Below are 14,409 nucleotides of genomic sequence, written 5' to 3'. Positions count from 1 at the left end.
ATATACGATTTGCTGCGGGAATTCAACCCGTCTGCGCCCGGTGCCGCAGCAGCGCATCGGCCAGCACGCAGGCGGCCATGGCCTCGACCACCGGCACGCCGCGCAGGGCGACGCAGGGGTCGTGGCGGCCCCTGGTGCGCAGATCGGTCTCGGCGCCGTCGCGGGTGATGGTCTGGCGCGGCGTCAGGATCGAGGAGGTCGGCTTGAAGGCGATGCGGGCGGTGACCGGCTGGCCCGTCGATATGCCGCCCAACACGCCGCCGGCGTGGTTCGACAGGAAGACCGGCCGGCCGTCGTCGCCGAGGCGCATCTGGTCGGCATTGTCCTCGCCCGACAGTTCGGCCGAGCCGAAGCCGGCGCCGATCTCGACGCCCTTGACCGCATTGATCGACATCAGGCCCGCGGCCAGTTCGGCGTCCAGCTTGCCATAGACCGGCGCGCCCCAGCCGGCGGGCACGCCGGTGACTTCCAGCGCCACCACGGCCCCGATCGACGAGCCGGCCTTGCGCACGCCGTCGAGGTAGTCCTCCCACGCCGGCACGACCCCGGCCGAGGCGGCGAACAGGGCGTTGTCGTAGACGGCGTCGAAATCCACCGCCTCGGGCGCGATCCGGTGCGGGCCCAGCTGGACCACGCCGGCGCGAATGCGGACGCCTTCGCCCAGCACCTTGCGCGCCACGGCCCCGGCGGCGACGCGCACGGCAGTCTCGCGCGCCGACGACCGACCGCCGCCGCGATGGTCGCGGACACCGTATTTGGCCTGATAGGTGACGTCGGCGTGGCCGGGACGGAAGGCGCGGGCGATCTCGCCATAGTCCTTCGAACGGGCGTCCTCGTTTTCGATCTGGACGGCGATCGGCGTGCCGGTGGTGACCGGACCGTCTCCATCGTCGAACACGCCGGACAGGATGCGGGCGGTGTCGCTTTCCTGCCGCTGGGTCACGAAGCGGCTGCCCCCGGGCTTGCGCCGGTCCAGCCATGGCTGCAGATCGGCCTCGGTCAGGGGTATCAACGGCGGACAGCCGTCGATGACGCAGCCGATGGCCGGACCGTGGCTCTCGCCCCAGGTGGTCACGCGAAACAGATGGCCGAAGGTGTTGTGCGACATGGAAGCGACCTAAGCCGCCAGCCGGTCCGGCGTCCAGACGCGGGTGAAGCGGACCAGCAGATCCTCGGCCGCCGAGGGGATGTCCTCCGACGGCTGCAGGGCGACGAAAAGATGGCCCTGGGCGCGGCCGCCGCGCGCCGGCAGGCCCAGCCCCTTGAGGCGCAGGCGCAGGGGGGCCTGTCCCGCGACGATCCAGGCCGAGCGGGGCCCGGCGTGGGTGTCGATCTCCAGCCGCCCGCCGTCTTCCAGCAGCCGGGTCGGCACCGGGCAGTCCATGAACAGGTCGTCGCCGAGCACGCTGATGCCGTTGGCGGCCCGCACCAGCACCGGCAGATAGACATCGGCCCCGCCGAGGCCCGCGCCGCGCAGACGCAGGTGCTCGCCGCTGCGCATTCCGCGGGGCAGGCGGACATCGAGGGTGCGCCCGGCCAGCCGCACCGCGACGCGGCCGCCGTTCAGCGCGTCCATCGGGCCGATCGCCACCACGGGCGGGGAGGGCGGTCGGATCGTCGGCCCGGCCAGCGCCAGCGGACGGTCGCGGCTCTGGATCAGCCGCCAGGCGGCGATAACCTTGCGGAAGCGATCGGCGTCGCCGCCCGGGGCCGAGGGGTGGGCCGCCTTGACCGCCGCGCGGAAGGCCGCGGTCAGGACGGGCTCCGCCGTCGGACCGCTCAGGCCGAGCAGGGCGTGGGCCTCGCTGAGGGAGGCGACCTCGGATCGGGAACGGGCGCGCATGGCCCACTTAGGCGCCCGACATGGTCAAGGTCCGGTTAACCGTGACGCCTCTCCCCAAGCGGGACCGGAGGGTCTATCTGCAGGCCATGACCGCGCCCGTGATCCCGCCCAGCCCGACCCGCGAAGAGTATGCGGAGCACTACGCCGCCGCCCTCGCCTCCAATGGCGACGAGAGCGCCTTCGAGCGGCCCGAGCCGATCGGCCTGTTCGTCGACTGGCTGGCCGATGCGAAGGCGACGGAGCCGAACGACGCCAACGCCATGACCCTGGCCACCGTCGACGCCGCCGGCATCCCCGACGCGCGGATCGTTCTGCTCAAGGACGTCGACGATCGCGGCTTCACCTTCTACTCCAACCGCGAGAGCGCAAAGGGCGAGGCGCTGGCGGTGCATCCGTCGGCGGCCCTGTTGTTTCACTGGAAGTCGCTGCGGCGCCAGGTGCGGGTGCGCGGTTCGGTCGAGCCGGTCAGCGCCGCCGAGGCCGACGCCTATTTCGCCAGTCGGGCGCGCGAGAGCCGCATCGGGGCCTGGGCCTCGGACCAGTCGCGGCCGCTGGACAGCCGCGAGGCGCTGGAGCAGGCCGTGGCGCGCGAGACGGCCCGCTTCGCCGGGACCGACGTGCCGCGCCCCGAGCGCTGGACCGGCTGGCGGGTCATTCCCGACAGCGTCGAATTCTGGCGCGACCGGCCGTTCCGCCTGCACGACCGGCTGCGCTTCGAGCGGGCCGGGACAGGCTGGAGCAAGACGCGGCTCTGGCCCTGATCAACCGGCCAGCAGGTCCGCCAGCAGGGGGTGGGCCAGCACCGGCGCGGCCAGCCGGACCACCGCCTGCGGGTCGTCCAGCCGCACGGCGGCCGTAGCGTCGGCGATGATGAAGTCGGCGTTGAGCCGCGACGGCTCGGTCAGCCGCTCATGCCCCGGCCGGACGGTGGCCAGATACTGCTGGATCACCGAATCGGCGGTCCGGCCGCGCTCGGCCTGATCGCGCAGGAGCCGGCGGATGAAGCGGATGTCGGCCGGGGTGTCGACGAACACGCGGATGTCGAACAGCTCGACCAGACCCGGGGTGCACAGCACATGGGTGCCTTCGACGATCACCACATCGGCGGCGCGCACCGGCTCGCCGCCCGGCTCGCGCCCGTGGTGGATGAAGGAATAGACCGGGGCGACGACCTCGCGCCCGGCCTTCAGGGCGGCCAGATCGGTGATCATCAGTTCGTGATCGCGCGCCGCCACGTCGTCGAAATCGAAGGTGGCGGCGTCGAAGCCGGGCAGGCTGGCCGCGTCGCGGTAATAGGAGTCCTCGCGCACCAGCACGGCGGCGCCCGCGGGCAGGGCGTCCAGCAGGGTCTCCGCCAGGGTGCTCTTGCCGGAGCCGGAGCCTCCGGTGATGGCGATCAGAATGGGCATGGGCCGCTTCTACGGCCCGGCTAACATCCGGGCTAGTGGCTAGGCCAGGCCTCAACGAGTGCCCGCAGGGACACGGCGACCCCCACGAGCAAAGCCAGCCAGAGAACCAGCCCGTTGATCTGCAGCGCACGGGCCGACCGGTCTGGCGCCTTCAGGATGCCCCGGACCGCGACCAGCACCGGCACGAGGATATAGGTCGCAAGGGCCAGACCAAAGGCGATATGGTTGCCGGCCGGCCCTCCGATAGCGGCGCTGATCATCATGAACGGCATGGCGAGCATTATGATCGCCCAGATCATCACGAACCCGAACGCCAGTCCGGCCGGGGTCGTCATTAAGGCCACGAAGCCGCAACCCGCGAGCAGGCTCCACCACGGCATCGGCCAGCCGATGGACGGATTTGCTCGAGCTTCGCTCGCATGCCCGGGGGTCTGATCCATGCGCGCTTGCTTAGCGCAGGCAGGGTTTCCGAACCGTTCGTTGACCCCGCGTCACGTTGCGTATCCGCCGGGCCGCCGATAGCTTGACGGCCAAGCGTCCCGACCAGCGGATGCAGTATGAGGGACACCGATGCTCGGAATGATGCAGGACTGGCCGCTGACGGTCGACAAGATCATCGACCACGCCAGAAACTGGCACGGTCACCGCGAGGTCGTGACCCGCTCGGTCGAGGGGCCGATCGTGCGCACCACCTATGCCGAGATCCACGCCCGGGCCAGACGGGTGTCGGGCGTGCTGAAGGCCTGGGACGTTCAGGTCGGCGACCGCATCGCCACCCTGGCCTGGAACAGCGGCCGCCACATCGAGGCCTGGTACGGCGTCATGGGCATCGGCGCGGTCTGCCACACCCTGAACCCGCGCCTGTTCCCCGAGCAACTGATCTACATCATCAACCACGCCGAAGATAAGATCATCTTCGTCGACCTGACCTTCATTCCCCTGCTGGAAGCTATCCTGCCGCACTGCCCCTCGGTTCAGCGGGTCGTGGTCATGACCGACGAACTGCATATGCCGGCGACGAAGCTGCCGGGCGCCGAATGCTATGAGGCGCTGCTGGCCTCGGCTTCGGACGACGCGGTCTGGGGCGGCTTCGACGAACAGACCGCCTGCGGCCTCTGCTACACCTCGGGCACGACCGGCAATCCCAAGGGGGTGCTGTATTCGCACCGTTCGAACTTCATCCATACCCTGCTGGGACTGCAGACCACGGTGCTGGGGGCGACGCCCAGCGAGGTGATCCTGCCGGTGGTGCCGATGTTCCACGCCAACGCCTGGGGCATCGCTTTCGGCGGCCCGGCGGCCGGCTCCAAGCTGGTCATGCCGGGCGCGCGCATGGACGGGGCGGCGATCTATGAGCTGATCGAGAGCGAGGGCGTCACCTTCTCGGCCGCGGTGCCGACCGTCTGGCAGGGGCTGCTGGCTCACCTGCGCGAACACAATCTCAAGATCCCGACGGTCAAGCGCGTGCTGATCGGCGGCTCGGCCGTGCCGGAAAGCCTGATCCGCGCCTTCCAGGAAGAGTTCGACATCGAGGTGCTGCAGGGCTGGGGCATGACCGAGACCTCGCCGATCGGCACCCTGTCCAACCTGCCGCCGGAACTGAAGGCCCTGCCGTACGACGAGCAGATGAAGTGGCGGGTCAAACAGGGCACGCCGCCGCTGGGCGTGGAGCTCAAGCTCAAGAACGTCGCCGGCCAGGAGATGCCGCACGACGGGCACACCTACGGCCGGCTGATGATCAAGGGGCCGACCATCGCCGGCGCCTATTTCAAGGACGAGGGCGGCGACATCCTCGACCACGAGGGCTTCTTCGACACCGGCGACGTGGCGACCATCGATCCGCAGGGCTTCATGCAGATCACCGACCGCGCGAAGGACGTGATCAAGTCCGGCGGCGAGTGGATCAGCTCGATCGAGATCGAGAACCTCGCCATGGGCCACCCCAAGGTCGAGCTGGCCGCCGTGATCGGCGCCGCCCACCCGAAATGGGACGAGCGTCCGGTGCTGGTGATCAAGCTCAAGCCGGGCCACGACCAGGACAAGCAGGAACACCTCGACTTCCTGCAGGGCAAGATCGCCAAATGGTGGATGCCGGACGACGTGGTCTTCGTTGACGACATCCCGCTGGGCGCGACCGGCAAGATCGACAAGAAGCTGGTCCGCGAGCAGATGAAGGACTACCGCCTGCCGACCGGAGGCTGAAACCATGGCTGAGCTGAAGCGGGCATCGACCGGGGGCGGCTCGCGGCTCGCGGCGCTCGTCATCCTGGCGCCGGTGTTCGTCCTGATCGCCGCCCTCGGGACGCGGACGGGCCTGTGGACCTACGCCATCGGCCACGACCTGCTGGCCATGCGGGTCGGGGTGGGGCTGGCGGCGATCGCCGCCGTCGCCGCCCTGATGCTGCTGGTCTTCGCCCTGCGCCGCCGGGCCTCGGCGTGGCTGGCGGCGGCGACCATCGCCGTGTCCGCCCTCACCGTGAGCGGCTACGCCTGGCAGGCTTCGCGCCTGGCAGACGCCCCCCCGGACGACATCAGCACCGACCTGGCCGAGGTCCCGGGCTTCGGCGATCTGGCCGCGCGACGCGGCGGCCCCGGGCCCGCCGTCACCGGCGGTCCGGAAGCCTGCCCCGGCGCCGCGCCGGTCATGACGCAGGTCGCCCCGGCCGCGGCCGTCTGGGCGCTGCAGGAATCCGGCTTTTCGGTGCAAGGCCGCGTCAACGTCGGCCGGGCGGCGGGCACGCATCGCGGCTTCTGGTTCGGCTCGGCGCATGACGCGGTGATCCGTATCCGCCCCGGCCGCACCGATGTCCGCGTCGCCGCCCGCGACAGCCGGTCGCACGGCGGCGAGGCCTGCCGCCTGGCCACGCGACTCAGCGAGCGGCTGCGTGTCGTCGAATAGGCGTCAAACCAGGCGCCAGACGGCGTCCACCTCCGGACCCGGCTCGGCCCGCACCCGCCCGGCCCGCTGCAGGGCGATCAGATGGGCCCACAGCGTCAGGCCCGCCGCCGGCCACAGGCGCGAGTCCACGGCGGCGTAGAGCGCCGGCGTCATCTCCATGATCGTTTGCGGCCCGTCCGCCAGGTGGGCGAGGACCTGCGCCTCCCGCTCCAGCCGGTGCGCGCGATAGGCCGCAAGGAACGGTTCGGGTTCGGTGACCGGCGCGCCATGGGTCGGCCAGATGGTGGAAAAGCGGCGCGCGATCACCGCCTCCAGACTGGCCATATAGGCCGCCATGTCGCCGTCCGGCGGGGCCACCACGGTGGTCGACCAGCCCATCACATGATCGCCGCTGAACAGGGCATTCTCCTCGCGCAGCACGAAGGCCATGTGATTCGAGGCGTGCCCCGGCGTCGCCATCGCCTCGAGCGTCCAGCCGTCGCCGGACACGACCTCGCCCCCGGTCAGGATCGCATCCGGGACGAAGGCCTCGTCGTCGTCCTCGTCCAGCGCGCCCGAGGCGTGAACGATTCGCGCCGGCGGCCGGGCGGCCAGCACCGGCGCGCCGACGGCGTCGGCGAACGGGCGGGCGAGGGGAGAGTGGTCGCGGTGGGTGTGCGTCACCAGCACATGGCTGACGGTCTGGCCCTCGACCGCCGCCAGCAGGGCGGCCAAATGGGCCTCGTCCGGCGGGCCGGGGTCGATCACCGCCACGCCCGCGCCGGGGCCGGCGGGGCCGACGATATAGGTGCCTGTCCCGGTATAGGTGAAGGGGCCGGGGTTGGCGGCGATGACCCGGCGGATCAGCGGCGACACCGCATCGACCCGGCCGTAGTCCACCTGCAGATCGCGCACGAAGGGGATCACGTCGCCGGCCCCACCCGGCGCCGGGTTTGCGTCGCGAACCGGAAATCCCTCTCCTGAGTGTCCGACATGGCCGTTTCCCTTACCCTGTTTGTCTCAAAACGGCTCCAGCTCATCGCGGCGGCCCTTCTGTGTCTCATGGCGACGCAACTGGCCGCGGCGTCTTGCACCCCCGATCCCGCGCCCTATGCGGCCCGGGTCGGGATTGTCCGCTGACCGAGCCGGACGCCGACCCAAACCGGGCGAAATACGGCCAAGGTGGCGCCTTTGGACACGATTTCCAAACTCAGAACTCGTTGAATAATAGGAAATTTGCCAGAGAGATGGGGCCGGGCGACTGGAGTGTGGCGCGATTGCGACAGCTCGGCGACGAACCAATTACGACATTGTAATAGCGGTAGACGTCACACGCCCCACCGCTATGGTCGGCTTAATCTACGCGCAGTCGGAGCGTGGAGCGACATGTAGCGGCAGGTCATCACGACCACCGTCGCTTTTCAGGAGGAATGCATTTTGAAGATCCAAACCATTCGTGAGCGCCTGTTGGCCGGTACGATGATCGGCGGCGTGGCTCTTGCGGCTGCGATCGCTCTGCCGGTCGCGGCCGTTGTTCTGGCGCCGACCTCGGCCTCGGCCCAGGACTACACCACTGGCGGTCTCGCCGGTAACGTGGTTGACGACAGCGGTTCGCCGGTTGCCGGCGCGACTGTCCGGATCACCTCCAACGAGCAGGGCTACGGCCGCACCGTGACCACGGACGCCACGGGCGGCTTCCGTATCTCGCAGGTGCCGCAGGGCTCCTACACCGTCGAGGTCAGCGCTCCGGGCCTGACCTCCACGCGCGACCCCAACGTCGCGGTTCGCGTGGGCGGCACCGCCACCTACGGCTTCACCCTGACCTCGTCGGACGGCGGCACCAACCTGGGCGACGTCGTCGTCATCGCCAGCCGCCCGGAACTCGACTTCACCCAGTCGACCTCGGGCCTGACGGTCAACGTCGACGAACTGGTCGAGCGCGTTCCGCTCGGCCGCTCGGCGACCGACGTGGCCCTGCTGGCCCCGCGGGTCATCCAGGGCGACTCGGGCTTCGGCAACCAGCCTTCGCTGGGCGGTTCGTCGGTTGCTGAAAACGCGTTCTACGTGAACGGCCTGAACATCACCAACTTCAACAACTACGTCGGTGGCGCCACCCCGCCGTTCGACTTCTACCGCACCATCGACGTCCAGACGGGCGGCTATCCGGCCGAGTTCGGCCGCGCCACCGGCGGCATCATCAACGCCACCACCAAGTCGGGCACCAACGAATTCACGTTCGAGCTGCACGGCAACTATGCGCCGGACAGCCTGCGTGAAGATACGCCGAACATCCTGACCCGGGCGGGAAACGACGCGACTCTGAATGATCGCACGTACTCCGAGAGCTGGTCGCTCATTGCTGAGGCCGGCGGCCCGATCATTCGGGATCGCCTGTACGCCTACGGCCTGTACCAGTGGCAAGAGTCGGAAACCCGTACGGAGACCACGACCGGCGTTCGCACCACGACGATCAATGAGATTCCGTTCTGGGCCGCCAAGGTCGACGCCTACATCACCGACACCCAGCATCTCGAGTTCACCTATTTCAACACCGAGGGCAGCTATAGCCCCGAGCAGACGCGCGTTTCCGACGGCGGTTTCGTCGGCGGCTCGAACGTCTACGTTGGTGGTGAGAACTGGGTCGCCCGCTACACCGGGAACTTCAGCGACTGGTTCACCCTGTCGGCGGCCTATGGTGTCAATGAGGACCAGAACTACAGCACGCCGCTCGATCCCGATGCGTTCTACGCGGCGGATATCCGCCCGCGCGACCGTGGCACGGGCCCGGCCATTCGCATTCCCGGCTCGAACGTCTCGAGCGCGACCAACTTCCTTTCGACCGAGCGTGAGTTCTATCGGATCGACGCCGACGTGATGTTCAACGCCATGGGCGACCACCACGTCCGCTTCGGCATGGACAACGAGGACACCACCCTGCGTCGCTCCGTGACGCGCACCGGCGGTTACAACATCTACTACTACGCCGGTGAAGGCTCGATCGCTCCGGTCGGCGACGACTTCCTCGAGGCCTATGTCGCGACCCTCGGCGGCGGCGGCGCGCCCATCGAAGGCAATAACCGGGCGTTCTACATTCAGGACTCCTGGGACATCACCGAAGACCTGAACATCCAGCTTGGCCTGCGTCACGACACCTTCTCGCTCGACAACCTCGCCGGCCAGAACGTGATCGAGCTGAACGACAACTGGGGTCCGCGTTTCGCCTTCAATCTCGACCCGTTCGGCAACAACACCGACAAGTTCTACGGTTCATACGGTCGCTACTTCATCCCGATCGCCTCGAACCTGAGCTTCCGCGGCGCCGACCTGTTCTACAGCGCCTACTTCGCCAACGGCGGCACCTATGACACCAACCCCGACGGTACGCCGGTCGGCGGCCTGGGAACACCGGTTGTGTCGAGTGACTTCCAGATCTGCCCCGCCGGCGCTCCGGGCGGCGCGGCCGGCCTGCGCGCCTGCCTCGTCAACGGTGACGGCTCGGCTGAACCGGCCGACGCCAAATACGCCGAAGGCACCAAGGCCACGAACGAAGACGAGTTCATCGTCGGCTATGAGCGCCGCATCGACGATCTGTGGTCGGTTGGCGCTGCGGTGCACTACCGCAAGCTGAACAACGTCTCGGAAGACATTGCCGTCGACTATCTGGTTCGCCAGTACTGCGACGAGAACCTTCCGGGCGACGCCGGCGACGCCACCACTCAGCTGGGCCAGTGCTACCTCCAGTTCAGCGGCGACCACCAGTACGTCATCGCCAACCCGGGCCAGGACCTGACCTTCCTGGTGCGCGAGGCCCTGCCGGACGGTTCGCGTCCGACCATCTCCTTCACCGCCGCCGAGACCATGATCCCGCCGGCCCGTCGCGACTACTTCGGCCTCGAGCTGAGTTTCGAGCGCGCCTTCGACGGCAAGTGGAGCCTCGACGGTTCGTACACCCTGTCCAAATCGGAAGGGAATTACGAGGGCACCGTTCTGTCCGACAACGATCAGGCCGACGCCGGCTCGACGATCCTGTACGACCACCTGGGACTGAACGAGGGCAAGTACGGCCTCCTGCCGAACCACCGCGCTCACCAGTTCAAGCTGTTCGGCTCGTACCAGATCATGGAAGGCCTCACGATCGGCGCCAACTACTCGCTGATCTCGCCGCGTCACTTCGGCTGCCTCAGCCGCGCGACAACCGACGAACTGTCGTTCGGCTACGGAGCTTCGGCCGGCGTCTGCCGCCCTGACGTTCTGGCCCTCGCCGGCAACACCGATCCGTACGTTCCCGCAGCCGGCATCGACGGCTCCAACTACGCCGACTATGCGGTTACGACCCCGCGCGGCTCGGTCTTCACGAGCGACTGGGTGTCCACCCTCGACCTCGCCTTCCGCTACACACTGCCGACCTTCGGCTTCATGCGTCAGGGTCTGACCCTGCGGGCCGACGTGTTCAACGTGTTCAATGAACAGGCGGGTATCGACTACGAGGAACAGGGTACGTCCGGCAACGGCGTCGGTGCCAACCCGGACTACGGCACCGTTCAGGGCTATCAGTCGCCGCGCCAGATCCGCTTCGGCTTCGATCTGGTCTTCTAAGGACCACAAGATCGGTTGAGAATGAGGGCGGCGGACTTCGGTCCGCCGCCCTTTTTCGTTCGCGCGCAACGTCCCGGCTGGCCGGAGCGTTGGCTTCACGCCGAGACCGGTTCCGCCCGCCCTCGCCACGTTCAGGATGACCATGTTCAAGACCGCCGCCGCCTTCGCCGCTTTCCTTTCTCTGTCCGCCGCCGCCGCCGCTCAGGACGGCCCCATCGCCACCGCCGCCCCGGCGGCCGGCGAGACCGCCGAAGCCGTGCGGTATCGCGAGGCCCTGGCCTATGCGCCCCCGCTGCCGCGCGGCGCGCCGGAGGGCGACTATCCGCTCGTCGCCTGGTGCGAGGCGCTGGTGAACGGCCATGTCGCCCTCGGCGAGACCCTGACCACGGCCGACGATCTCGATCGCGACATCATCCGGTTGGGCCGGCTTGAGGCGGCCGACTTCCGCTCGGCGCTCGACGCCGCGGCTCCGCGCCAGTCCGCCGCGGACCGCGCCACCGCTGAATCCGCGGCCGCCGCGGCGACGGCCCTTTGGGCCCCGCTGGCCGATCAGGACGAGGCGGGGCGCAACCAGGCGTTCGGCCTGTTCTTCGGCCTGCCGGGCCGCTGCGAACACGCCGCGCGTCGCATTCGCGGGAACATCACCACCCCGCCGGCGACGCCGGAGGAGGTGGGGCTGGAATAGGGGGGAATCCGGCGACGGATTTCCGGCGAGCTCGGAGACGGCCCGCGAGGAATTGGCGGACAGGGGAGACTCCGGCCTCCACGGCCGTCATCCGCGTCTCAGGCCCCTGAATGACGGCCGTGGAGAGCGTCAGGCCGCGTCGCTGCGCGCGGGGGCGCCGGGATCATAGTTGAGGATCGGCGCCAGCCAGCGTTCGGCCGTGGCCACGTCCCAGCCCTTGCGGCGGGCGTAGTCCTCGACCTGGTCCGGATCGATCTTGCCGACGCCGAAATAGTGGCTTTCGGCATGGCCGAAATACAGGCCCGACACCGAGGCCGGGGGCGTCATGGCGAAGCTCTCGGTCAGGGCCATGCCCGCATTGTCTTCCGCCTGCAGCAGGCGGAAAAAGGTCGCCTTCTCGGTATGGTCCGGCTGGGCCGGATAGCCGGGCGCGGGGCGAATGCCTTGGTATTGTTCGGCGATCAGGTCCTCGATGGTTGTCTGCTCGTCCGCCGCATGGCCCCACAGCTCGGTCCGCACCCGCTTGTGCAGCGCCTCGGCGAAGGCCTCGGCCAGACGGTCGGCCAAGGCCGTGGCCATGATGGCGGAATAGTCGTCGCCGGCGTCCTTGAACCGTTTGGCGATCTCCAGCTCGCCATGCCCCGCGGTCACGGCGAAGGCGCCGATATAGTCCCGCCCCGTTTCGGCGACGAAGTCCGACAGGGCCAGATTGGGCTTGCCGTTCGACTTCCTGATCTGCTGCCGCAGGGTGTGGAAGCGGGCGATCTCTTCGGTGCGGCTCTCGTCGGCCCAGACGGCGATGTCGTCGCCGACGGCGTTGGCGGGCCAGAAGCCGACCACGCCCTTGGCCGTGAACCATTTCTCCTCGACGATCCGCTTCAGCATCGCCTGGGCGTCCTTGAACAGATCGCGCGCGGCCTTGCCGACGATCTCGTCCTCGAGGATCAGGGGATAGCGGCCGATCAGCTCCCAGCTGGCGAAGAAGGGCGTCCAGTCGATGTGATCGGCCAAGTCGCCCAGATCCCAGCTGTCGAAGGCGCGCACGCCGAGGAAGGACGGGGCGCAGGGCAGGGGCGTCGCCGGATCGGGCTGGAAGCGGTTCTGGCGCGCGGCGGCCAGGGACGCCCGCGCCTTGACCTCCTGACCGCGCGCATATTGCTCGCGGATGCGTACGTATTCGTCGCGCGTGGCGGCCTCGTTCTTCGCCCGCTCGGTCTTTGACAGCAGGCCCGAGACCACGCCGACGGCGCGACTGGCGTCGATGACATAGGTGGTCGAGCCGCTGCAATAGCCCGGCTCGATCTTGACCGCCGTATGGGTGCGGCTGGTCGTCGCCCCGCCGATCAGCAGGGGGATGTCGAATCCGCGCCGCTCCATCTCGCGCGCCACGAACACCATCTCGTCCAGCGACGGCGTGATCAGGCCGGACAGGCCGACGATGTCGACCTTGTGCTCGATCGCCGCGTCCAGGATTCGGTCCGCCGGGACCATGACGCCCAGGTCGATGACCTCATAGTTGTTACACTGCAGCACGACGCCGACGATGTTCTTGCCGATGTCGTGGACGTCGCCCTTGACCGTGGCCATCAGGATGCGTCCGGCCTGTTCGCGCGGCTTGCCGGCCTTTTCGGCCTCCATATAGGGCTCCAGCCAGGCCACGGCCTGTTTCATCACCCGCGCCGACTTGACCACCTGCGGCAGGAACATCTTGCCCGAACCGAACAGGTCGCCGACCACGTTCATCCCGTCCATCAGCGGACCTTCGATGACGTGCAGCGGCCGCTCGAACGACAGCCGCGCCTCCTCGGTGTCGGCGTCGATATAGTCGGTGATGCCGTTGACCAAGGCGTGTTCGATCCGCTTGCCGACCGGCTGGTCGCGCCATTTCAGATCGACGACCCGGGCCACGCCCTTGTCGCCCTTGTAGTTGGGGGCGATGTCGACCAGCCGCTCGGTGTTCGAGATATTGGTCCGCTGCGGCCGGTTCAGGATCACATCCTCGACCGCCTCGCGCAGGGTCGGGTCAAGCGTGTCATAGACGGGCAGGTCCCCGGCGTTGACGATGCCCATGTCCATGCCCGCCTGGATGGCGTGGTACAGGAAGACGCTGTGGATCGCCCGGCGCACCGGCTCATTGCCGCGGAAGCTGAACGAGACGTTCGACACCCCGCCCGAGACGCGGGCGTACGGCAGGGTCGCCTTGATGACCTTGGTCGCCTCGATGAAGTCGACGGCGTAGTTGTCGTGCTCCTCGATCCCCGTCGCCACGGCGAAGATGTTGGGGTCGAAGATGATGTCCTCGGGCGGGAAGCCGACCTCGTCCACGAGGATGCGGTAGGCGCGGGTGCAGATCTCGATCTTGCGCGCGGCGGTGTCGGCCTGGCCGACCTCGTCGAAGGCCATGACCACCACGGCGGCGCCGTAGCGCAGGCATTTTACGGCCTGCTCGCGGAACTCGGCCTCGCCGGCCTTCATCGAGATCGAATTGACGATCGGCTTGCCCTGGACGCATTTCAGGCCCGCCTCGATGACCTCCCATTTGGAGCTGTCGATCATCACCGGCACGCGGGCGATGTCGGGCTCGGCCGCGATCAGGTTGAGGAAGGTGATCATGGCCTGCTGCGAATCCAGCAGGCCCTCGTCCATGTTGATGTCGATCACCGAGGCCCCGGCTTCGACTTGCTGACGCGCCACCGACAGGGCGGCGGCATAGTCGCCGTCGATGATCAGCTTCTTGAATTTGGCCGAGCCGGTGACGTTGGTCCGCTCGCCGACGTTGATGAAGGTGGGACGCATCAGGCAGACTTCCAAATCGTATTGTAGCCGCGCGTACTCAGAGTGGCCGTCGCCACAGAGCCCCTATCCGCTGCGTGCCCAGCCAGAACGGCATCGCAGACAGCCAGCAGGAAATCGGCCTCCTGCTGCGTTTCGATCAATCGATCCTCAATGAACAGCCCACGCCAAGCTACGGATACGAACCGTCTGTCCCTCGTAATCT

General features: G+C 68.3%; 11 protein-coding genes. 5 read left to right on the top strand and 6 right to left on the bottom strand.

Annotation, left to right across the window (positions count from 1 at the left end):
* Positions 1-22: 22 nt before the first annotated feature.
* Positions 23-1,108: a chorismate synthase gene (gene aroC / locus ACK4JY_RS02760; RefSeq protein ID WP_409602682.1), complete on the bottom strand. Its 1,086-nt coding sequence runs from the start codon at positions 1,106-1,108 to the stop codon at positions 23-25.
* 9 nt (positions 1,109-1,117) lie between these two features.
* Positions 1,118-1,843, bottom strand: coding sequence for a DnaJ C-terminal domain-containing protein (locus tag ACK4JY_RS02755; protein ID WP_409602681.1), 726 nt, complete (start codon positions 1,841-1,843; stop codon positions 1,118-1,120).
* Between the two features lie 86 nt (positions 1,844-1,929).
* Here ACK4JY_RS02755 and pdxH point away from each other — a divergent pair, with 86 nt between their 5' ends.
* Positions 1,930-2,604 (top strand): pyridoxamine 5'-phosphate oxidase, encoded by a 675-nt coding sequence (pdxH, locus tag ACK4JY_RS02750; protein ID WP_409602680.1) that lies wholly within the window; start codon positions 1,930-1,932, stop codon positions 2,602-2,604.
* Here pdxH and udk read toward each other — a convergent pair whose 3' ends face one another.
* Both udk and ACK4JY_RS02740 read right to left on the bottom strand, forming a co-directional pair.
* A complete protein-coding gene (gene udk, locus ACK4JY_RS02745) occupies positions 2,605-3,252 on the bottom strand; it encodes a uridine kinase (RefSeq protein WP_409602679.1) in 648 nt (215 codons plus the stop codon).
* Positions 3,253-3,284: 32 nt separating this feature from the next.
* The gene (locus ACK4JY_RS02740; protein WP_409602678.1) at positions 3,285-3,692 is read right to left on the bottom strand and encodes a hypothetical protein; all 408 of its coding nucleotides are present in this window, start codon (positions 3,690-3,692) and stop codon (positions 3,285-3,287) included.
* A gap of 130 nt (positions 3,693-3,822) precedes the next feature.
* Here ACK4JY_RS02740 and ACK4JY_RS02735 point away from each other — a divergent pair, with 130 nt between their 5' ends.
* Positions 3,823-5,454, top strand: coding sequence for a long-chain-fatty-acid--CoA ligase (locus ACK4JY_RS02735; protein ID WP_409602677.1), 1,632 nt, complete (start codon positions 3,823-3,825; stop codon positions 5,452-5,454).
* A 4-nt stretch (positions 5,455-5,458) separates the two neighbouring features.
* On the top strand, positions 5,459-6,151 hold the full coding sequence (locus tag ACK4JY_RS02730; protein WP_409602676.1) for a DUF1499 domain-containing protein: 693 nt from the start codon (positions 5,459-5,461) through the stop codon (positions 6,149-6,151).
* A gap of 3 nt (positions 6,152-6,154) precedes the next feature.
* On the opposite strand, the gene ACK4JY_RS02725 is transcribed toward ACK4JY_RS02730, so the two are convergent.
* Positions 6,155-7,057, bottom strand: coding sequence for an MBL fold metallo-hydrolase (locus ACK4JY_RS02725; protein WP_409602675.1), 903 nt, complete (start codon positions 7,055-7,057; stop codon positions 6,155-6,157).
* 540 nt (positions 7,058-7,597) lie between these two features.
* On the opposite strand from ACK4JY_RS02725, the gene ACK4JY_RS02720 reads away from it, so the two are divergent.
* Together ACK4JY_RS02720 and ACK4JY_RS02715 are read left to right on the top strand one after the other, a co-directional pair.
* Positions 7,598-10,726 (top strand): carboxypeptidase regulatory-like domain-containing protein, encoded by a 3,129-nt coding sequence (locus tag ACK4JY_RS02720; RefSeq protein WP_409602674.1) that lies wholly within the window; start codon positions 7,598-7,600, stop codon positions 10,724-10,726.
* Between the two features lie 142 nt (positions 10,727-10,868).
* Entirely contained in the window at positions 10,869-11,411 is a 543-nt protein-coding gene (locus tag ACK4JY_RS02715) for a hypothetical protein (RefSeq protein WP_409602673.1), read from the top strand.
* 129 nt (positions 11,412-11,540) lie between these two features.
* Here ACK4JY_RS02715 and metH read toward each other — a convergent pair whose 3' ends face one another.
* Positions 11,541-14,207 carry a methionine synthase gene (gene metH / locus ACK4JY_RS02710; RefSeq protein ID WP_409602672.1) on the bottom strand — a complete coding sequence of 889 codons (2,667 nt, stop codon included), beginning with the start codon at positions 14,205-14,207 and terminating at the stop codon, positions 11,541-11,543.
* Between the last annotated feature and the right edge of the window lie 202 nt (positions 14,208-14,409).

Origin of the sequence: Brevundimonas sp. (assembly GCF_046295595.1) — a bacterium.
Taxonomy (GTDB): Bacteria; Pseudomonadota; Alphaproteobacteria; order Caulobacterales; family Caulobacteraceae; genus Brevundimonas.
This window is presented reverse-complemented; position numbering and strand designations above follow the sequence as displayed.